Annotated in this window: 20 protein-coding genes; 10 read left to right on the top strand and 10 right to left on the bottom strand. The window is 42.3% G+C overall.

What is annotated here, in order from left to right; genetic code table 11:
* Positions 1 to 36 precede the first annotated feature (36 nt).
* Both PY091_RS12285 and PY091_RS12280 read left to right on the top strand, forming a co-directional pair.
* Positions 37 to 429: a 2TM domain-containing protein gene (locus PY091_RS12285; RefSeq protein ID WP_275649964.1), complete on the top strand. Its 393-nt coding sequence runs from the start codon at positions 37 to 39 to the stop codon at positions 427 to 429.
* Positions 426 to 917 (top strand): dihydrofolate reductase, encoded by a 492-nt coding sequence (locus PY091_RS12280; protein WP_275649963.1) that lies wholly within the window; start codon positions 426 to 428, stop codon positions 915 to 917. Before PY091_RS12285 ends, PY091_RS12280 begins: the two co-directional genes overlap by 4 nt.
* A gap of 3 nt (positions 918 to 920) precedes the next feature.
* On the opposite strand, the gene murI is transcribed toward PY091_RS12280, so the two are convergent.
* From murI to PY091_RS12240, 8 genes are all read right to left on the bottom strand, one after another.
* The gene (gene murI / locus PY091_RS12275; RefSeq protein WP_275649962.1) at positions 921 to 1,700 is read right to left on the bottom strand and encodes a glutamate racemase; all 780 of its coding nucleotides are present in this window, start codon (positions 1,698 to 1,700) and stop codon (positions 921 to 923) included.
* A gap of 86 nt (positions 1,701 to 1,786) precedes the next feature.
* Positions 1,787 to 2,296, bottom strand: a complete 510-nt coding sequence (locus PY091_RS12270) for an OmpH/Skp family outer membrane protein (RefSeq protein ID WP_275649961.1) — start codon at positions 2,294 to 2,296, stop codon at positions 1,787 to 1,789.
* Between the two features lie 49 nt (positions 2,297 to 2,345).
* Positions 2,346 to 3,167 (bottom strand): OmpH/Skp family outer membrane protein, encoded by an 822-nt coding sequence (locus PY091_RS12265; RefSeq protein ID WP_275649960.1) that lies wholly within the window; start codon positions 3,165 to 3,167, stop codon positions 2,346 to 2,348.
* 98 nt (positions 3,168 to 3,265) lie between these two features.
* Positions 3,266 to 5,929, bottom strand: coding sequence for an outer membrane protein assembly factor BamA (bamA, locus tag PY091_RS12260; protein WP_275649959.1), 2,664 nt, complete (start codon positions 5,927 to 5,929; stop codon positions 3,266 to 3,268).
* Positions 5,901 to 6,641, bottom strand: coding sequence for an isoprenyl transferase (locus tag PY091_RS12255; protein WP_275649958.1), 741 nt, complete (start codon positions 6,639 to 6,641; stop codon positions 5,901 to 5,903). The genes bamA and PY091_RS12255 overlap by 29 nt, the downstream gene beginning before the upstream one ends.
* 1 nt (position 6,642) lies before the next feature.
* Positions 6,643 to 7,326 (bottom strand): type IX secretion system protein PorG, encoded by a 684-nt coding sequence (gene porG, locus PY091_RS12250; protein ID WP_275649957.1) that lies wholly within the window; start codon positions 7,324 to 7,326, stop codon positions 6,643 to 6,645.
* Positions 7,327 to 7,437: 111 nt separating this feature from the next.
* Positions 7,438 to 8,319 (bottom strand): NAD kinase, encoded by an 882-nt coding sequence (locus PY091_RS12245; protein WP_275649956.1) that lies wholly within the window; start codon positions 8,317 to 8,319, stop codon positions 7,438 to 7,440.
* Position 8,320: 1 nt separating this feature from the next.
* The gene (locus tag PY091_RS12240; RefSeq protein ID WP_275649955.1) at positions 8,321 to 8,977 is read right to left on the bottom strand and encodes a CBS domain-containing protein; all 657 of its coding nucleotides are present in this window, start codon (positions 8,975 to 8,977) and stop codon (positions 8,321 to 8,323) included.
* Positions 8,978 to 9,063: 86 nt separating this feature from the next.
* Here PY091_RS12240 and PY091_RS12235 point away from each other — a divergent pair, with 86 nt between their 5' ends.
* The 7 genes from PY091_RS12235 to clpX all read left to right on the top strand — a co-directional run bounded on the left by PY091_RS12235 (position 9,064) and on the right by clpX (position 16,120).
* Positions 9,064 to 9,780: a pyridoxine 5'-phosphate synthase gene (locus tag PY091_RS12235; RefSeq protein WP_275649954.1), complete on the top strand. Its 717-nt coding sequence runs from the start codon at positions 9,064 to 9,066 to the stop codon at positions 9,778 to 9,780.
* Positions 9,780 to 10,550: an alpha/beta fold hydrolase gene (locus PY091_RS12230; RefSeq protein WP_275649953.1), complete on the top strand. Its 771-nt coding sequence runs from the start codon at positions 9,780 to 9,782 to the stop codon at positions 10,548 to 10,550. The genes PY091_RS12235 and PY091_RS12230 overlap by 1 nt, the downstream gene beginning before the upstream one ends.
* 135 nt (positions 10,551 to 10,685) lie before the next feature.
* Positions 10,686 to 12,185, top strand: coding sequence for an SGNH/GDSL hydrolase family protein (locus tag PY091_RS12225; RefSeq protein ID WP_275649952.1), 1,500 nt, complete (start codon positions 10,686 to 10,688; stop codon positions 12,183 to 12,185).
* Between the two features lie 77 nt (positions 12,186 to 12,262).
* Positions 12,263 to 12,607 carry a phage holin family protein gene (locus tag PY091_RS12220; RefSeq protein ID WP_275649951.1) on the top strand — a complete coding sequence of 115 codons (345 nt, stop codon included), beginning with the start codon at positions 12,263 to 12,265 and terminating at the stop codon, positions 12,605 to 12,607.
* 99 nt (positions 12,608 to 12,706) lie between these two features.
* Positions 12,707 to 14,029 carry a trigger factor gene (gene tig, locus PY091_RS12215; protein WP_275649950.1) on the top strand — a complete coding sequence of 441 codons (1,323 nt, stop codon included), beginning with the start codon at positions 12,707 to 12,709 and terminating at the stop codon, positions 14,027 to 14,029.
* A gap of 90 nt (positions 14,030 to 14,119) precedes the next feature.
* Positions 14,120 to 14,800: an ATP-dependent Clp endopeptidase proteolytic subunit ClpP gene (gene clpP, locus PY091_RS12210; protein WP_275649949.1), complete on the top strand. Its 681-nt coding sequence runs from the start codon at positions 14,120 to 14,122 to the stop codon at positions 14,798 to 14,800.
* An 84-nt stretch (positions 14,801 to 14,884) separates the two neighbouring features.
* Positions 14,885 to 16,120, top strand: a complete 1,236-nt coding sequence (clpX, locus tag PY091_RS12205) for an ATP-dependent Clp protease ATP-binding subunit ClpX (RefSeq protein WP_275649948.1) — start codon at positions 14,885 to 14,887, stop codon at positions 16,118 to 16,120.
* Here the strand turns inward: clpX and PY091_RS12200 are convergent, their stop codons facing one another.
* Together PY091_RS12200 and PY091_RS12195 are read right to left on the bottom strand one after the other, a co-directional pair.
* Complete coding sequence (locus PY091_RS12200; protein WP_275649947.1) at positions 16,121 to 16,660, bottom strand: hypothetical protein; 540 nt, start codon at positions 16,658 to 16,660, stop codon at positions 16,121 to 16,123. It abuts the gene before it with no gap.
* A gap of 171 nt (positions 16,661 to 16,831) precedes the next feature.
* On the bottom strand, positions 16,832 to 18,346 hold the full coding sequence (locus PY091_RS12195) for a GH3 auxin-responsive promoter family protein (protein ID WP_275649946.1): 1,515 nt from the start codon (positions 18,344 to 18,346) through the stop codon (positions 16,832 to 16,834).
* Positions 18,347 to 18,444: 98 nt separating this feature from the next.
* On the opposite strand from PY091_RS12195, the gene PY091_RS12190 reads away from it, so the two are divergent.
* Positions 18,445 to 19,239: a DUF2797 domain-containing protein gene (locus PY091_RS12190; protein WP_275649945.1), complete on the top strand. Its 795-nt coding sequence runs from the start codon at positions 18,445 to 18,447 to the stop codon at positions 19,237 to 19,239.
* Positions 19,240 to 19,260: the final 21 nt, after the last annotated feature.

Raw genomic sequence — 19,260 nt, 5'->3', positions numbered from 1 at the left:
AATTCAACTATCTTTGTTGATAAAGATAGCCATTCCATGTTGTCATTTGGTAAAAAGAACAAAACTGAAATCGATTTGGAGCAGCACGAGCTTTTGGAGCATGCCCACAAGCGCATCAAACAAAAGAAAAGGCTCTTCTCACACTTTGTGATTTTTTTGATAGGCAGTATTTTTCTATTGCTTGCCAACAAGGTACTCAAATACGGTGAGACCTATGATTGGGCCATTTGGATAATTCTTTTCTGGGCCTTTTTGCTTCTTCTTCATGTGTTTAACGTATTTGTCACACATAAATTTATGGGACAAAACTGGGAACGCCAGCAACGTGAACGTTTGGTAAACCTCCAAAAAAAACGCATTGGCGATATCCAAAAGGAGATCGAGACGGATTTTCCGCTATCCAAAATCAATAAAAAAAAAGATCAATGAAGAAATTGGTCATTATAGCGGCGGCGGCCGAAAACAATGCCTTGGGAAAGGACAACGATTTGGTATGGCACCTTCCGGACGATTTTAAACGCTTCAAAAACCTAACCTCTGGGCATAAAATAATTATGGGGAGAAAGACCCTCGAGAGTTTCCCAAAACCTTTGCCCGACCGTGAACATATAGCCATTACCAGAGATGAGGACTATAGCCCGAAATTTCCTTGTACCATTGTGCATTCATTGGCGGATGCCATAGGTTTGGTGGAGGAGAACGAAACCGCCTTTATTATAGGGGGCGGTGAAATATACAAACAGTCCATGGATAGAGCCACGGACATTGAACTTACCAGGGTCCATGGAAATTTTGAGGCAGATGCCTTTTTCCCCGAGATTGATGAAGCGCAATGGGAGTTGGTAAACGAAGAATATCATCCGAAGGATGAGAAACATAAGTACGCTTTCACCTATTTATCCTATCGTAAAAAATAGGGATTAAAAATCCAGATGGGCAACTCGGGTAGCTTGAGTCCCTACCAATTCCTTTAAAACCTGTACTTCGGCATTGGTATAGAAGATATGCTTTGGCCTATTGGATTTTTCCGCCAGTAGATCATTTCGCTCCAATACCGCCTTTGTCTGTCTGGCGACAGCCTCACCGGAGTCAATGATATGAACGTGGGCTGGAAGCATTTCCCTTAGTACAGGGATCAAATAAGGGTAATGGGTACATCCCAGGACCAGACAATCTATATTCTGATCGAGCATGGGTCTTAGAAAGCCCCTCAGTAGTTCGAACATCTCGGGAGAGTTAATCCTCCCTGCTTCGATAAGTTCCACCAGGCCCTTCCCCTCCTGCTCTAGAACGGTTATGCCTTCCGCATACAATTTGGAGGTATTATGGAACAGGTTGCTGGAGAGGGTGCCCTTCGTCGCAAGGACCCCCACCTTTTTTGTTCTGGTTTGAAGGGCAGCTGGTTTTATCGCCGGTTCAATCCCTATAAAAGGAACATTATAATGGGAACGTAGATGGTCTATGGCGTTTGTAGTTGCCGTATTGCACGCCACAAGAATTATCTTGCAGCCTTGCTCGAGAAGGTATTCCGTGTTTTTTACACTTAACCCGAGGATTTCTTCTTTTGGTTTTTCGCCATAAGGGGCATTTGCACTATCGGCCAAATAGATGGTATCCTCAAAAGGAAGCATCCTGACCACTTCCTTCCAGATGGAGGTACCTCCAACACCAGAGTCAAAAATTCCTATGGGTTTTGCCATGCTTAAAAATAACCTCTTAACTTATTATTGCATAAAAAAACCGCTTTTAATTAAAAGCGGTTTCTTGAATATTGTGAAATCATGGTTTAGAAACCAAGCTCTTGCTTTACAGCTGGCAGAAGGTCCTTTCCTTTAGCTACAATCAAGCTCAATCCTGGGCTTGCATCGATTACATATTCATAACCTTCGGCTGCGGCCACCTTTTCGATTGCTGCTTTGGCTTTTTCGGAAATAGGAGCGAACAACTCCTGTTGCTTCTTCTGCATTTCTTGCATTGCTGCTTGCTCTGCTTCCTGAATGTTCTTTTCGTACCCTTGAAGCTCAACGGCTCTTTGCTCGTTTTCTTCCCTTGTTTTGGAAGTGGCTTCGTTCTGGTATTGGGTATACTTGTTCTGAAGCTCTGTCATGGAGCTTTGGATATCTGCTCTATAGGTTTCTTGCAATTTCTTCAATTCAGCTTGTGCAGCCTTCATCTCCGGCATTTCGGACAATAGTTGCTGTACATTAATGTGTGCAACCTTGCTCTGTGCATTTACAAAACCAGTAGCCGCAACAAACAATACTAGGGCTACAGCAATCCTTTTTACATTTTTCATGATTCTCAACGTTACTATTTTGACTTTAAATTTAGTGTTTCAATATACATTATCCTATTGAATCCTTTTGTTGTTCCTGCGCTTTTTTTCGCTCTTCCAATTTGGCCTTCCGCTTGGCTTCGCGCTCCTCCAATAATTTTTTTCTTCGTTCTTCGTAAGCCTTCTTGCGATCTTCTCGCTCCTTCAACTTTTCAGCCCTCCGTTCCTCTGCTGCCTTTTCTCTTTCCTCCAAGGCCTCCGCTGCTTGTTCCTGTCTTTCTTTCAAGGCCTCACTGACCTCTTCCTCCTCTTCTTTGAACTGATCCAAACGGCTCTGTTGTTCTTGTTTCTTATTGGATGCACTTACCTTTCTGGTCCGTGATATCTCCCTTAGAACCAAGTCACTGATATCGTGCCGTTTTTCGGAGTACAACATTACAACATCTGCGGATTTATCAAAAATAAAATCGTATCTTTTATTACCACCGATTTTTTGTACTTCATTGAAGACTTGATCCTGTATCGGCTGAATCAACAGTTGTTTTTGCAACACCAGATCGCCTTGAGGTCCAAAACGGTCTTGCTGATAATCCAGCATTTCCTTTTCCAACAATTGAATCTCTTCTTCACGCTCCAAAATAAGCTCATCGGTCAAAAGCACTTTTTCCGCCATCAGATCTTTTTTCATCTGATCGATGACACTTTGCTTCAGTTCGATCTCTTGTTTCCACTTCTGGGCCTTTGTGTTCAACTGGGCCGTGGCATCCCGATATTCCTCTACATTCTCCAAAATGTATTCCATATCCACATATCCTATGCGAACGCCCCGTTGTGAAAACCCATAAAGGGAAGACATCAAAACTACTAATGATAAAAGAACTTTGGTATTCATCTTTGATTCCGCATTTTACATAGAAAATATCGTGCCAAAATAACTAATTTATTTAAAATGAACTACTTACAAATTAGCCAAACACGAATTTTCATTGATTAAAACTGCTGCCCGATGATGAAGTGCGTTTGCCAGCCGCTTGGTCCGACGGATTGTGGACGGGCATCCGTATCGAAGCCATATCCAAAATCAATCCCCAAGAGTCCGAATGCCGGCATAAATATACGTAGCCCCACTCCGGCAGATCTTTTTAACTCAAACGGATTATAATCATTAAAATTGTTGAAGGCGTTACCTGCTTCTAAAAATGATAGTGCATAAATGGAAGCAGTCGGCTTTAGTGTAAGTGGATAGCGCATCTCCAAGGAGAACTTGTTGTAGATGGTTCCCCCATCCTGTTCCAACCTCCCGGTAATGGCATTGGTAATATATGGGGTCAAGGATTGATTCTCGTACCCACGCAACTGTATTACGTCCCTACCGTCCAATGTAAAGTTTCCAAGTCCGTCACCACCAACATAAAAACGCTCAAAAGGAACATCTCCTATATCATGGTTGTAGGCACCCAAGAAACCGAACTCGGCATTGGTACGCAGAACAAGCTTATCTACGATTCTCGTATACCAATCACCTTTGAACTTGATCTTGTAATATTCCAATAATTTGAACCTTTCCTCTTCCAATCTCTCGAGTTCGTCTCTCAACTGATTGAATTCCAACTGTTCTTCCGTTGACCCTGGTTCACCGATTTCAAAAAGTCTTCTGGTGGTATCGTCAACATCCTGCTTTAATTGCCCGTAGTCCTTTCCACTGAACAAAGAGTAAGGTGGGGTGAACTTTGCGGTCAGTTCGAAGTTGGAACCTGACATGGGGAAAATCCTACTAGGCCCTTGTGAGCTCCTGGAAATTCCAAAGGTATAGCTCAAAGAGTTGGAGCTTCCGTTACCAAAATTGAAGAGTCCACTGTTATAATCGTTAAAATCGTACAACTGATAGCTCAAGGAATGTGAAATGGTAAAGAAGTCATCCGGCCACTGTACCCTTTTGGCCAAACCTGCGGAAACACCGGTAATGGCGAACCCGCGGTCCCGATCCACATCGATCCTACCATTTTGGTCGTAGCCCGTGGCAAACTGTTGTGTTCTAGACAGGGACAAGTTGAATCTCACGGGTTTTTTACCTCCCAACCAAGGTTCTGAGAAATTAAGGCTATAGACCCTAAAGGTTCTACTCGCCTGCAACCTAAGGGCAAAGGTCTGCCCATCTCCCATAGGAACAGGTTTGTAGGCTTCCTTGTTGAAAATATTCTTTAAGGAGAAGTTACTGAAGGACAGTCCCAAAGTACCAATGAACCCACCACCGCCAAAACCACCTTGCAGCTCTATTTGACTGGACCCTGATTCTACAAGACTATAGTTGACATCAACGGTACCTTCGTTAGGATTTGGGTTTTGGATATCCGGCACTATTTGCTCGGCATCGAAAAATCCAAGCTGTCCCAATTCCCTGATGGTCCTTACAATGTTCTGCTTGCTATATTTTTGGCCAGGTCTAGTCCTGATCTCCCTGAAAATAACGTGGTCGTTCGTCTTTTCGTTCCCGGATACGGTCACATGGTCCAAGAAGGTCTCCTTACCTTCGATAATTCTTATCTCGAAATCAATGGTATCATTTACCGCAGATACCTCAACTGGGTTGATACTTGAGAAGAGATACCCGTTGTTTTGGTATAAATTGGTAAGGTCCGTGGCATCAGGGTCGGAATCGTCGGCAACCCTTTCCTTTAATAATACTCCATTATAGGTATCACCTTTTTTGATCCCCAAAACCAGACCCAGCTCCCTATCTGTATAGACAGAGTTTCCTACGAAGTCGATATCACCGAAGTAATATCTGTCCCCTTCTTCCACTTTTACGGTCAGCTCAATGTTCTTTTGATCCAGTTTAACGAAGGTATCGGAAAGAATCCTGGCATCCCTATAACCTCTCTCGGCATATGTATCGAGAAGGTTATCCAGATCTTCTTGGTAATCAGCCTCGATATATTTCGATTTCTTCCAAAAACGGTAGAACTTCTTCTTCTTGGTGTTTTTCAGTGATTTTCGAAGTCTTTTATTGGACAGTTTTTCATTGCCGACAAAATTGATGCTCTTTATTTTGACCTTGTCTCCCTTGTTTACGTTGATCACCATGTTCTGAACATTGTTACCTGTGGTATCGGCACTTGTAGCTATGTTCACTTTGGCATTGAGAAAGCCTTGTTTCTTGTATTTGTTCTGAAGATAATTCTTGGTATTGGCAATCAAACTCTCCGTAATCTTCTTCCCTTTTTTAAGGTCGGTATCGTCAATGATATCCTCTACTTTTCGTTTTTTGACCCCATATACTGTTACATTGTTCAATGTAGGCCTTTCTGTAATATTGAGTTCCAAGAATATTTGGTCCCCCTCAATTTTTGTGTAATACATTTCCACATTGCTGAAGAGGTCAAGGTTCCATAACTTTTTGATTACCGCACTGATTTCATCGCCTGGAACCTTAATGGGCTGCCCGACTCGCAATCCCGTATAACTCTTGACGGTTTGCTCGTTATAGCTCTGCAGCCCTGTAACGCTCAAACCTCCCAAGATATATTGCTTGCCTTCCTCAAAATCGGTCTCCTGGGCAATACCGTGGGCTGAAAATAAAAATAGTGGGATAATAAGGGTTGAAAGGATGAAATTTGTGATACCCTTAGTTAAGTTGTTCGCTCGTTTTTCCAAATCGTCGTTCTCTATTTTGGTAACTTAATATGGCCTCTACCAAATGGTTTTCTCTAAAGTCGGGCCAAAATACATCAATAAAATATAATTCGGCGTATGCAATCTGCCAAAGTAAAAAATTACTTATCCTACATTCGCCACTAGTGCGTATAAGTAGGTCTACATCAGGCAAAAAGTGCGCGTAAAGATGTGTATTTATAACTGTTTCATCAATATTTTCGGGGGAAATTATGTTATTTTTAACTTTGGTCGCTATTGCTTGGACTGCTGTTTTAATCTCTTCCCTAGAGCCATAGCTCAATGCAAGGGTAAGTGTCATTCCCGAATTGTTCTCCGTTTGGGACATTACTTCGGTCAGCTCTTTATGCACTTTTGTCGGTAAAGTATCGATCCTGCCAATGGCCCTCAACCTAATATTGTGCTTGTTCAGGGTTTTCAGCTCTCTTTTTAATGCGTTGACCAAAAGTCTCATCAAAGTATCGATTTCGGTCTTTGGACGGTTCCAATTCTCTGTGGAAAAGGCATAAAGCGTCAAAAATGGAATCTGAAGTTTAGCACAGCTCTCTACAGTTTGGTTCACGGACTCAACGCCGTTTTCATGTCCGAACATTCGGAGTTTGCCGCGCTGCTTGGCCCATCTTCCATTGCCATCCATTATTATGGCAACATGCTGCGGTAATTTTTCTTTGTCTACGTCCTCTAGTGTATACATTTTATTGAAAACAATCCTGGCAAGGTTTACGCCCAAAGGTATACGTTAAAGTAATACCTGAAAAAACGTACCAGTCGTCGCTCAATATATTCCCGAATCGGAATTGCTCAAAATTGGAACCTTGAGGGTTACTTGCGTCCAAATTGTCCGTAAAAGTATATCTGGCCCCAATTTCGGCCCCCAGGATCAAGAATTGATTTAAACGATACTTAGCCCCAACCGTCATTGGAATTGCAAAACTACCTTCTTTTTGGTTAATATCCTGCATCTGAAGGGCATCAATATAATTAAAATCGTACCTAAAGTAGGTCACACCCGTATATAAGTAGGGTGTAAAGGCAGGTCCGAGCTTATGAAGATTATATTCAACAAAGTTGATTTCCAGTCCTGCGGAGAACTCCAATATGGAATTATCCACCACATAACCTCTTTGTTGTCGGGATTGCATATGGGATTTTGTATCATCTGCGGTCACCTCTCCATATAGGACACTGGCACGCCATGCATAGCGTTTCCCCTTGTTCCATTTAAAAATACCGCCGAATGCCGGACCAGAGGGCAAAATGTAGTTTGTTCTTCCCACATCACCAATAACATTGGCACCACCAGCGAACAAACCTATTTCATAGGTCTGTGCGCTTACCTTGATCACACAGCATAAAAAAACTGCCAATACTATCCGCATACTATCCAAAAAGTTTGAAGAATTAAAAGTAAAGGAAGGTCAATAGACAAATGGTTTAAATTGTTCTCCCTTGTTAAACAGTTTTTCACGTCTTTTATTGTTCCAAAAGTGTCAATTGCGCCTATCCTCCCCCCAAAGTAACTTATTGCGTAAGGTCTTTAAGAAACTTTCTGATTTATATTCGATCATTTTTATGGTGAAATCCGCTTTTTTGATTCGGATTTCCTTTCCGTTAGAGATATCCGCAATTCTTGAATCCAGGGAGACCAAGTGGGTCTGTTCCCGACCGGACACTTTTAACCGTATCTGGGTGTTATCCGAAATTACCAGCGGACGCGCATTGAGGTTATGTGGTGCGATCGGGGTTAGTACAAGGGATTTTGCCGAAGGGGCGATTACCGGCCCTCCACAGCTCAATGAATAGCCCGTAGACCCTGTTGGGGTTGAAACAATAAGGCCATCCGACCAATATGAGGTCAAATATTCATCATCCAGCCAAGTCTCCACTGTGATCATGGAAGTTGTGTCCTTTCTGCTTACCGTTATCTCATTTAGGGCAAAGTTCAACCCATTGAATTCATCCAGTTCGGAATCCAGTTCGACCTCTACCAAAGTCCTTTCCTCGATGGTGTAGTGCCCTGCCTCAAATTCGGTGACGAGCTTGCGTACATTTTCCTTTTTAAAGGTGGACAAAAATCCCAATCGGCCCGTGTTGACCCCCACAATGGGAATTCCATAATCCCTGATATAGGTAACGGCCCTTAACATGGTACCGTCTCCGCCGAAGCTGACGAACATATCAAAAGTGGAATCAAGTCCATCATACTGGGTAAAGGTCCCCTTTACTTGCTCCTTGGTTATGGTTTCGACAAGCTTGTTGAAGTTCTCCTCCACATAAATCGAAGCATCCAACTTCTTGAGTTCGTCCAAAAGCTCCTCTACACAGAGCTGGTCCTCTTTTTGAAAGGACTGACCATATATGGCTACCTTCATACTAAACGTTAAGATATTTTTCCAAGTAGTTGGAACGTTGCTTTAAATCTTCCAAGAACTGATCGTCACTGTTGCCAAAAACAATGGTATAATTATAGCGCCTAAAGGTTTGCGCCACTTCATTCAAACTCTGTGTTCCCACCTTAAGGGTGATTTCCACTATATCGTTCTCCGATTTGGTTATAAATGCACCCAACAATCTGGCATTGTTGCCTTCCACAATCTGGGCGATTTCACTAAAGGAATAGTCCTTGATGCCTGTGGAGACCACCAATATGGCACCTGGCTCCTTAAAAAACGGGGTATCTATAAAAACATCCACAACATCTTCCAAGTCATAATAGCCAAATATCAACCGGTCCTCATCCAAGACGGGCAGTACATTGGCCTCGTTCCTCGAGAACATCTCCAATACATCCAACCAAGCTGTTTCCTTGGTCACAAAGAAATCCTCCATTTCAAACCTGAATTCATCTATTTTCTTCTCCGGTTCAAAGCAAGCCAGGTCATTTTCAGAGAGCAATCCCAAATAAGCACCGTTTTCGGTAACGCCCACATGAGAATAGGTGGTCTCCTCAAAAAACTTGATCACATCCCTCAAAGTTTCCGAAACTTCAAAAACGGGGACGGTATTGATTATTTTGTCTTGGATGTACATAACATTTCAATTAGGTGCAAAATACTAATTTAAAATGGCAAAAGGCATGCCGAATTCTTATTTTTGACAATCTAAAAATCATCTGCATGACAAAGTTAAGTGTCAATATAAATAAACTCGCAACTTTACGAAATTCAAGGGGTGGCAATGTACCCGACCTGATTTCAGCAACCAAGGACATTGAATCTTTCGGTGCCCAAGGAATCACGATCCACCCCAGACCGGACGAAAGACATATTCGCTACCAAGATGCTCGGGACCTTAAAAAAGTGGTCACCACGGAATTTAATATCGAGGGCAACCCGATTCCTAAATTCATCGATTTGGTGCTCGAGGTAGGCCCCACACAAGTTACTTTGGTGCCCGATGCAGAAGACGCCATCACTTCCAACGCTGGCTGGGACACCAAAAAGCACAAAGATTTTTTAGTCGATGTGATCAAAACTTTCAAAAACAACGGGATCCGTACTTCAATCTTCGTAGACCCTGATGTTGAGATGGTAAAGGCCGCCGCTGAAACCGGCACCGACCGTATTGAACTCTACACGGAAAGTTTTGCAGATGAATATGCCAAGGGCAATAAAGAAAGAGGCATAGCTCCGTTTGTCGAGGCAGCCAAAATGGCACACGAAGTTGGTCTTGGCTTAAATGCAGGACATGACCTTAGCCTGGACAACATCAAATTTTTCAAAGAACACATTCCACATCTTTTGGAGGTGTCCATTGGGCATGCCCTGATTTGTGAGTCCCTATACCTTGGTCTCGAAAATGTGGTAAACATGTACTTACACCGATTAAAATAATGGAGATACTACATTCTAAAATATTGGGCGAAGGACAACCTTTCATCATCCTACATGGATTTTTGGGCATGTCCGACAACTGGAAAACCCTGGGCACCCAATATTCCGAAAACGGATTTCAAGTTCATTTGCTCGATCAACGCAATCATGGAAAAAGTTTTCATTCCGAAGAGTTCAACTATGACCTATTGAGTGATGACGTCATCAATTACATGGACCACCATAATATAGGTTCTGCTTACGTGATGGGACATTCCATGGGTGGTAAAACGGCCATGCAACTGGCAACCACACATCCCAATAGGGTCAAGAAATTGATCGTGGCCGACATTGCACCGAAATACTACCCGCCGCACCACGACTTTATCTTCAATGGACTTTCACACTTGGATTTCAATCAAATTTCCGATAGAAGGGAAGCCGATGATGAACTATCCAAGCATATCAAGGATAAAGGAATTAGACAGTTTTTGCTCAAAAATCTGTATTGGGTGGAAAAAGAAAAGTTAGGGTTCCGTTTCAATTTTGATGTGTTAAAGAACAAAATGGAAGAAATTGGGGAAAACATATTCCCGAATGCCATATTCGAAGGCCCCACCCTATTTTTAAGGGGAGATCGATCCGAGTACATACAGCCCAACGATTTTCCGGAGATAAAAAGACATTTCCCCAATGCACAAATAGAAACCATTGATAGAGCGGGACATTGGCTTCATGCCGAAAACCCCAAACAGTTTTTCGATAAAAGCCATGGGTTTCTGAATTCTTAAAATTCACCCCTTTTTATTATGCATGCATAATTTTTTTACCCTTTTAATTGTCTGTATGACAAATTTGATATAGATTTGGTTAATTCTGGTTTTACCATAACTATTAACATAAACTAACTGATACATAATTTTGATATGAAAAAGTTTTATGCCCTACTCCCTTTTCTAGGCTTATTCTTGATTGCATGTGAAGATGATACCCCGATTGACACTCCAGAGCCAATACCAGTGGAATACACATCCGGTTCTGCGGATTTTACCAATTACGTGGCCGTCGGCAACTCATTGACCGCAGGTTTCTCGGACAACGCCTTGTTCATAGATGGGCAGACCAATTCCTTTCCGAACATGTTGGCATCGAACTTTTCCCTAGTGGGAGGTGGTAGTTTTGAAATCCCCTTTATGGCGGACAACTTAGGAGGAATGACCTTAGGAGGAAATCCCATTTCAGGCAACAGATTGATTTTATCCTTTTTAGGTGCAAGCCCAAGCCCAACACCAGTGACTGGACAGGGCACCACAGAGGTTTCCAATAAATTGACCGGAACATACAATAATATGGGTGTACCCGGCGCAAAAAGTTATGAGCTATTGGCTCCCGGATACGGTAGCGTAGCTGGGGTTGCCATGGGTACCGCCAACCCTTATTTCGCAAGGTTCTCTTCCTCTGAAACAGCGACCGTTATCGGTGATGCAGCTGCACAGGGGGCTACATTTTTCACATTATGGGCCGGCGCCAACGATATTTTGGTATATGCCACAGGTGGCGGTACAGGTGTAGACCAGAACGGAAACTTGGACCCAAGCACCTATTCCAGGAACGATGTAACGGACCCCAATGTATTTGCAGGGTCTTTGGATGCCATATTACAGGCCATGACGGCAAACGGAGCCGAGGGCGCCATTGCCAATCTACCCAATGTAACGGACATCCCATACTTTACTACAGTACCTCACAATCCCATCCCATTGGATGAGGCAACAGCTGCTTATTTGAACAGCGCCGAAGCATATGGAGCATACAATGCCGGCTTGGCACAGTTACAGCAAATGAGCCTTATTACCGAAGAGGAACTGGCAAAACGTACCATCACTTTTTCACCAGGCGAAGGAAATGCCGTGGTGATCATTGACGAAGACCTTACGGACTTGACAGCTTTCAATCCCGCTTTGATAAATATGAGACAAGCCACCGAAGACGACCTTATGGTACTTACCTCAAGAAGTTTTATCGGTACACTGGCAGACCCGAACAATCCCACTTCCATTAACGGGGTAGCGGTTCCTTTGGCAGATCAATGGGTGTTGACCCCGGAAGAGCAGGATATCGTTGAAACCGCACTTACATCTTACAACCAGACCATTGCAGGTTTGGCCGCAGCCTACGACCTTGCCTTTGTAGATGCCAACACATTGCTGAACGAGCTTAATACAGATGGTTTCCAGCAAGCTGACGGAAGTATTGTTGATGCCACTTTCGCCACCGGAGGAGGATTTTCATTGGATGGCGTACACCCGGCACCAAGAGGTTATGCGATTGTAGCGAATGCCTTTATTCAAGCCATAAACACCAAATACGGATCGAATTTGCCCGGTGTTAATCCTTTGGATTACACTGGTCTATATATTGACTAAACAAACATTATTTTCTTTATCTTAAAGGCACCGAAATCCGGTGCCTTTTTTTATTTATCAAAATCTATTTGAAACCTATGAAACTTATATTAAGACTACTATTAAATGCCATTGCTGTCGTAATTTTGAGTTATGTCTTGCCCGGTGTAGGCGTTTCTTCCATGTTCACTGCCATAATCGTTGCAGTTGTACTCAGCTTGCTCAACTTTTTGGTGAAACCCATATTGGTAATACTTACCCTGCCCATCACCATCCTAACATTGGGGCTTTTTTTACTGGTAATCAATGCGATAATCATTCTATTGACCGCAAATTTGATCGATGGTTTTCAGGTTGAAAGCTTTTGGTGGGCCATCATATTCAGTTTATTGCTTTCATTTTTGCAGGCAATTTTGCACTCCGTTCTAAAAGAAGATCAGTAGAATTCATATTGTTTGAAAGTCAACGGTTTAAAAACTTGGCAGCAAATCAAAAAAGAGTTACTTTTGCATCCCATTTTTAGAAAGCAAATTAGGTAGGAAATGAATATAACCAAAGAGCAGATTGACGATCTTAATGCAGTTGTAAAGGTTGCCATAAGCAAAGAAGACTATCAGGACAAAGTAGAGAAAATCCTAAAGGATTACAGAAAGCAGGCCAATATTCCTGGTTTCAGAAAAGGACAGGTTCCCATGGGACTTATCAAAAAGCAGTATGGCAAGGCTGTTTTGGTGGATGAAGTGAACAAATTGCTTCAGGACAATCTGAACAAATACCTTACAGAAGAAAAGTTGGATGTTTTGGGAAATCCACTTCCCAAACAGCAAGATAATTTTGACTGGGACAAGGACAATCTAGATTTCGAATTTGAATTGGGATTGGCGCCAAGTTTCGATGTAAACTTGAAGACCAAAAAAGCGGTTACCCAATACAAAATCGTGGCCGATAAAAAGATGATCGACGAACAAGTGGAACGTATCCAAAAACAATACGGAAAACTTATCTCCAAATCAGAAGTGGGCAAAAAAGACGAAGTAACCGGATTCTTTGCCAATGAAGATGAGGAAATCGACCACAAGACCACAATTGAGATGGACAAGATCAAAAGCAAAAAAGCTATTGATGCCCTTGTCGGTAAAAAAGTTGGGGAATCGGTTACCCTGTCCACAAAAGGACTTTTCAAAGAAGATTATCTGCTATCTAGCGCATTGGGCATCGCCCGTGACAAGGCTGACGACCTAAAGATCGATGTAACCTTCACCATAGAAGAAATCAACGAAAGAGAGCCGGCCGCACTGGACCAAGAACTTTTCGACAAGTTGTTCGGCGAAGGAAAAGTAACTTCCGAAAAAGAATTGAAGGACAAGATCAAAGAGGATTCCGAAAAACAGTTCGAGCAACAATCGGATCAAAAATTGTTGAACGATATCACGGAAAAACTGATTGACGAGACCAAATTTGAACTACCATCCGAATTTTTGAAAAAATGGATCCAAATCAGTGGTGAAAATCCATTGACCGAAGATGAAGCTAAGGAAGAGTTCGAGAAATCTGAAAAAGGACTGCGTTATCAATTGATCGAAGGAAAAATCATCCAAGAAAATGAACTTCAGGTCCAGTTTGACGAATTGAAGGAATTTGCCAAAGGATTCATCAAATCTCAGATGGCACAGTATGGCCATATGGACCCAAAAGAGGAAGAATTGGAAAGCGTTGCCGCTAGGGTAATGAGCAACCAGGACGAAGTGAAAAGATTGTCCGAGCAATTGATGAGCCAAAAACTTTTGGACCTATATAAAGAAAAGGCCAATCTTAAGGTCAAGGAAGTATCTTACGACGACTTCATCAAGGAAGCGTACAGCTAAGGCTTCGCTAAAAGAAAATTAAGTATCTTTACGGTGCCGGAAAGCTAATTTTTCGGCACCTTTTTTTTAAGATAAATCGAGTCAGATCCTATGGATTACGGAAAAGAATTTAAAAAATACGCTACCCAGCACCACGGTATCAACAGCATGTACTATGACAAGCTCATGAGTACCATGTACCCAATGAACATGACCCCGAACATCATCGAGGAAAGACAGCTTAATGCAGTCGCCATGGATGTTTTCTCCAGATTGATGATGGACAGGATAATTTTTATGGGAACAGGTATCAACGACCAGGTAGCAAACATAATACAGGCTCAGCTACTTTTCTTGGAGAGTGCAGATGCATCGAAAGACATTCAGATCTACATCAATTCCCCGGGAGGAAGTGTTTACGCCGGATTGGGGATTTATGATACCATGCAGTTCATTAAGCCCGACGTTGCCACCATATGTACAGGTATAGCCGCCTCCATGGCTGCCGTATTGCTCTGCGCCGGTGAAAAAGGCAAGAGAAGTGGGCTTCCCCACTCAAGGGTCATGATCCACCAGCCGCTTTCTGGGGCACAAGGTCAGGCCAGTGATATAGAGATTGCGGCCCAAGAGGTACTCAAAATCAAAGATGAGCTTTATGAGATCATTTCCAAGCACTCAGGACAGACTTTTGACAAGGTCTATGAGGACAGTGATCGTGATTTCTGGATGAAAGCCCCGGAGGCCAAAGCCTATGGAATGATCGATGAAATATTGGAAAGAGATAAATCCTAACACCAGCAACTTATTTAAAAACAATCACTTAACACAGAACAAATCTATTATTTTTGCGTTATTGTTGATTGAAGATTAAAAAATATGGCAAAAGAAAACTTGGAATGTTCTTTTTGTGGAAGAAAAAAGCCCGAGACCAATTTATTGATCGCCGGCCTTGATGCGCATATCTGCGATAGATGCATAGAACAGGCCCATAGCATTGTAGCCGAAGAGTCCAAACAATCCAAAAATCAAGACCTATCCTCCGAACTGGTATTGAAAAAGCCAATGGAAATCCATGATTTCTTGGACACCTTTGTGATTGGACAGGAAAGAACCAAAAAAGTAATGTCAGTTGCGGTATACAATCACTATAAAAGATTGTTACAGCCCAAGGGCAAGGATGAGGATATAGAAATCCAGAAAAGTAACATTGTCATGGTCGGTCAAACCGGTACGGGAAAAACCCTTATCGCGAAGACCATCGCCAAAATGCTCAATGTACCTTTGGCCATTGTGGATGCAACCGTACTTACGGAAGCCGGTTATGTAGGTGAGGATGTTGAGAGTATATTGACCCGCTTACTGCAAGCGGCCGACTATAATTTGGAAAAAGCGGAGCGAGGTATCGTATTTATTGATGAAATAGATAAAATTGCCCGTAAAAGTGACAACCCATCCATCACCCGGGATGTTTCCGGTGAAGGGGTACAACAAGGCTTATTGAAACTTTTGGAAGGAACCACGGTAAATGTGCCGCCCAAAGGTGGCCGTAAACACCCCGATCAAAAATTCATCGAAGTCAACACTGAAAATATATTGTTTGTGGCCGGAGGTGCATTTGATGGTATCGAGCGTATCATCACCAAGCGATTGAACATGCAGGCCGTAGGTTATAGCGCCTCCAAAGCGGAGGAAAACCTGGACCAAGAAAATATCCTTCAGTATATCATACCGAAAGATCTAAAGGAATTCGGACTTATCCCGGAGATTATAGGAAGGCTTCCCGTGCTGACCCATATGAACCCTTTGGATGCCAAAACATTGAGGGCCATTTTAACAGAACCCAAAAATGCGATCATCAAACAGTACGAAAAACTGTTTGCCATGGATGACATCAAGTTTACCATTACAGATCAGGCATTGGATTATATCGTGGAGAAAGCTGTGGAATATAAATTGGGTGCAAGAGGGCTACGTTCTTTGTGCGAAGCGGTATTTACCGATGCAATGTTCACACTGCCCAGTAGCGATGAAACGGAATTCAAGGTAACCAAAAGTTACGCTGAGAAAAAACTCTCTTACGAAACCGTAAAAAAATTAAAAGCAGTCTCTTAGTCAGACTGCTTTTTTTGTTACTTTTTCCAGTAGTTCCAAACTAATATCGGAGATTATTTTTTCATCGGAATATAAGCTATGACCAAAATTAGGGACTATCCTAAGCTTGGCTCCTACACTTTTAGCCCAACCTAGACCTGGTTTTAATTTATCACACTCTCCATAGATCAAATCTACATCCGCGGATAATAACTGATCTTCGTTTTCAATTCCCAACGCGGAAATAGCCGTGACCGATTTGGCAGGCAACCCCTTTAATACAGCTTTATAAGTAACCGCTGCCCCCGTTCCAAAAGCCAAAAAATGGGCTGGTTCTGATTCTTTTCTAATAAGATTGGAAACGGCCCTTTCCACACCGCCTTCGTTAAAAGCCTTATCAATGTTCTCTTCGGAAAATATAGAAACATCAACATTTCCAAGTTGTTGGCAATCGTGGAAAACAATATCATAATACTGTTGGAGATAGCCGAAGTACGATGCTATCCAAAGTCCTTTTTTGGCTCCCCACTTATCTGATATAACTACAAGTTTTTCTGCCATGATGTAATGGTTTTGTGTTTTGTAAAAGATTTGATTGGGGGAATTTCATCAAATAACGCAGCAAATCCTCTTTTATTTGTTCAAAAGAAAAGTTTCTACGATGAATGGCGTGAATTTACGAAAACGTTTTCGTAAATGTCGGACAAGTAACAAATTTATGGGTTATAAAGCCTATTCCTCATTCATGCCAAGGAGTTCCTCCAAACAATCCCGCTGGTTAGAGAGCCTTGGAATCTTGTGCTGTCCTCCCAATTTGTTTTTGGACTTCAACCAATGGTGGAACAAATTTTTTCGCGCCACATGGACCTTGGGCATCTTTAATGTAATATTATTGTAACGCTTGGCCTCGTAGTCAGAATTCAAGGCCTTTAGCGAATTGTCCAACATTTCCGTAAAATAAGCGATGTCCTCAGGTGGCTTTCGAAACTCGATGATCCATTCATGCGCCCCTTTCTCTTTTCCCGTCATAAAAACCGGGGCTGCAGTGTAATCCATAATCTCTGCCCCTGTTTTTTGACACACTTGTTTTAAGGCCTCTTCCGCATTTTCTATAATGAGTTCCTCTCCAAAAACATTGATATGGTGTTTGGTACGACCCGTTATTTTTATTCGATAAGGATTTTTGGAAGTGAATCGGATGGTATCCCCAATTTTATATCGCCACAGCCCCGCATTAGTGGTAATGACCATGGCATAGTTGACACCTAATTGAACATCCCAAAGTGGTATTGCCCGCTCCCCTTCCCCATGGGCATCCATTGGAATGAATTCGTAGAATATACCATAATCCAACATCAACAACAGTTCATCCGAATTATTTTGGTCCTGGATCCCAAAGAAACCCTCGGATGCGTTATAGGTTTCATAGTAGTTGAACTTCTTACGCGGCAACAGTTTTTTATACTGGTTTTTATAAGGTGTAAAACTTACGCCCCCGTGAAAATACACCTCGAGATTTTCCCATATTTCGAAAAGATGGTTTTTTCCCGTCTTTTCCAACACTTGATTGAGCAATACCAACATCCATGAAGGGACACCGGCCAAACTCGTTACGTTCTCGCGGATACTCTCTTCTATAATAGCCTCCAGTTTAGATTCCCATTCGGTCATCAATGACACCTTGTTGCTAGGTGTACTGCTATATTCGGCCCATAGGGGCATATTATCTATCAAGATAGCGGAGAGGTCGCCAAAAAAGGTTCCATTGTCCTCATACAGTTCCTTGCTGCCACCGAGCCTTAAACTCTTTCCTGTAAACAATTGGGAGTTTTCATTGTTGTTAAGGTAGAGGCACAATAAATCCTTGCTGGATTTGTAATGGCAATCCTCCAAAGCCTCGTTACTTACGGGTATAAACTTGCTTTTTGCATTTGTGGTGCCACTGCTCTTGGCGAACCATTTTATGGATGTGGGCCAAAACAGGTTCTGTTCCCCCCTGCGGGTACGCTCGATCATGGGTGCCACATCTTCATAGGTCACTATAGGGACCCTGTTCCTGAATTCATCATATTTGGGAAGGTCTTGGAACCCATATTGCTTTCCGATCATCGTATCCTTGGAAAAATCCAACAACTGTCGCAATACCTCGTCCTGAACATCCAAAGGATACTTTAAAAAAAGCTCTATTTGGTGGTAGCGCTTTCTCAATAACCAAGAAGCAATGGAGTTGAATAAAGGTATTGGCATTTTAGGTATATTTAACCAAGGAAAATTAGATTGGCGTAACTGCTAAAATAGCTTTTCTGACATACATTTTCAAATAAGACAAACACATTCATATCAATATGCTTTACGAAGGAGTCCTTAAAAAGATGCAGACTGAAATGGGAGATCCCATTCAATATTTTTTGGTTTTTGAAAACGATTTTATCAACATGAACCAAGGTCTGAACAAGGAACTCGAGATTGAGTTTATAAAGTTTCAATGTTTGAATTGCGGGGAGGACAAACCTATTTACAGACAAGGATTTTGCAGGTCCTGCTTTTTTGAAACCCCACTGGCAGGCGAGTGGATCATGAAACCCGAACTCAGTACTGCCCATTTGGACAAAGAGGACCGTGACCTGGAGTTTGAGAAAAAGATGCAGCTCCAACCCCACATCGTATACCTGGCAAATTCCAGCAATATAAAAGTTGGGGTGACCAGAAAATCCCAAGTACCAACGCGGTGGATAGATCAAGGCGCCCACGAGGCCATAGAAATAGTTGAAGCACCCAACCGGTACTTGGCGGGCATCACCGAAGTTGCCCTTAAAGAACATGTAAGTGACAAGACCAGTTGGCAAAAAATGCTCAAGAACAATCTCGAAGATGTTGACCTTGTGGAATGGCGCAATAAATTAAAAAGTAGTATTCCCGATGAGGCAAAGGAATATTTTTTGGAAGATCGGGAAGAGACCCAATTAAAGTTTCCTGTATTGCAATACCCGGAGAAGGTAAAAAGTCTGAACTTGGACAAAACCCCAACCTATAAAGGAGTGCTTAAGGGCATAAAAGGTCAATATTTAATATTTGAGGACAACACGGTTTTCAATGTAAGGAGCAGTGAAGGGTATTATGTTGGGATAAATATTGGCTGACCTGAACACTAGTTCTAATAA

It is taken from the genome of Flagellimonas okinawensis (assembly GCF_029194005.1).
GTDB lineage: Bacteria > Bacteroidota > Bacteroidia > Flavobacteriales > Flavobacteriaceae > Flagellimonas > Flagellimonas okinawensis.
Note: the sequence above shows the minus strand (reverse complement) of the source record. Positions and strands in the feature narration are given on the sequence as shown.

Bases quoted from the DNA above. Each gene is read 5' to 3' on its own strand.
- murI (WP_275649962.1), bottom strand. From the start codon at position 1,700: ATGGCAAAACCCATAGGAATTTTTGACTCTGGTGTTGGAGGTACCTCC.
- PY091_RS12285 (WP_275649964.1), top strand. From the start codon at position 37: ATGTTGTCATTTGGTAAAAAGAACAAAACTGAAATCGATTTGGAGCAG.
- PY091_RS12240 (WP_275649955.1), bottom strand. From the start codon at position 8,977: ATGTACATCCAAGACAAAATAATCAATACCGTCCCCGTTTTTGAAGTT.
- PY091_RS12280 (WP_275649963.1), top strand. From the start codon at position 426: ATGAAGAAATTGGTCATTATAGCGGCGGCGGCCGAAAACAATGCCTTG.
- clpP (WP_275649949.1), top strand. From the start codon at position 14,120: ATGGATTACGGAAAAGAATTTAAAAAATACGCTACCCAGCACCACGGT.
- PY091_RS12245 (WP_275649956.1), bottom strand. From the start codon at position 8,319: ATGAAGGTAGCCATATATGGTCAGTCCTTTCAAAAAGAGGACCAGCTC.
- PY091_RS12270 (WP_275649961.1), bottom strand. From the start codon at position 2,296: ATGAAAAATGTAAAAAGGATTGCTGTAGCCCTAGTATTGTTTGTTGCG.
- porG (WP_275649957.1), bottom strand. From the start codon at position 7,326: ATGCGGATAGTATTGGCAGTTTTTTTATGCTGTGTGATCAAGGTAAGC.
- PY091_RS12200 (WP_275649947.1), bottom strand. From the start codon at position 16,660: ATGGCAGAAAAACTTGTAGTTATATCAGATAAGTGGGGAGCCAAAAAA.
- PY091_RS12195 (WP_275649946.1), bottom strand. From the start codon at position 18,346: ATGCCAATACCTTTATTCAACTCCATTGCTTCTTGGTTATTGAGAAAG.
- clpX (WP_275649948.1), top strand. From the start codon at position 14,885: ATGGCAAAAGAAAACTTGGAATGTTCTTTTTGTGGAAGAAAAAAGCCC.
- PY091_RS12225 (WP_275649952.1), top strand. From the start codon at position 10,686: ATGAAAAAGTTTTATGCCCTACTCCCTTTTCTAGGCTTATTCTTGATT.
- PY091_RS12230 (WP_275649953.1), top strand. From the start codon at position 9,780: ATGGAGATACTACATTCTAAAATATTGGGCGAAGGACAACCTTTCATC.
- PY091_RS12255 (WP_275649958.1), bottom strand. From the start codon at position 6,641: ATGTATACACTAGAGGACGTAGACAAAGAAAAATTACCGCAGCATGTT.
- tig (WP_275649950.1), top strand. From the start codon at position 12,707: ATGAATATAACCAAAGAGCAGATTGACGATCTTAATGCAGTTGTAAAG.
- PY091_RS12190 (WP_275649945.1), top strand. From the start codon at position 18,445: ATGCTTTACGAAGGAGTCCTTAAAAAGATGCAGACTGAAATGGGAGAT.
- PY091_RS12220 (WP_275649951.1), top strand. From the start codon at position 12,263: ATGAAACTTATATTAAGACTACTATTAAATGCCATTGCTGTCGTAATT.
- PY091_RS12235 (WP_275649954.1), top strand. From the start codon at position 9,064: ATGACAAAGTTAAGTGTCAATATAAATAAACTCGCAACTTTACGAAAT.
- PY091_RS12265 (WP_275649960.1), bottom strand. From the start codon at position 3,167: ATGAATACCAAAGTTCTTTTATCATTAGTAGTTTTGATGTCTTCCCTT.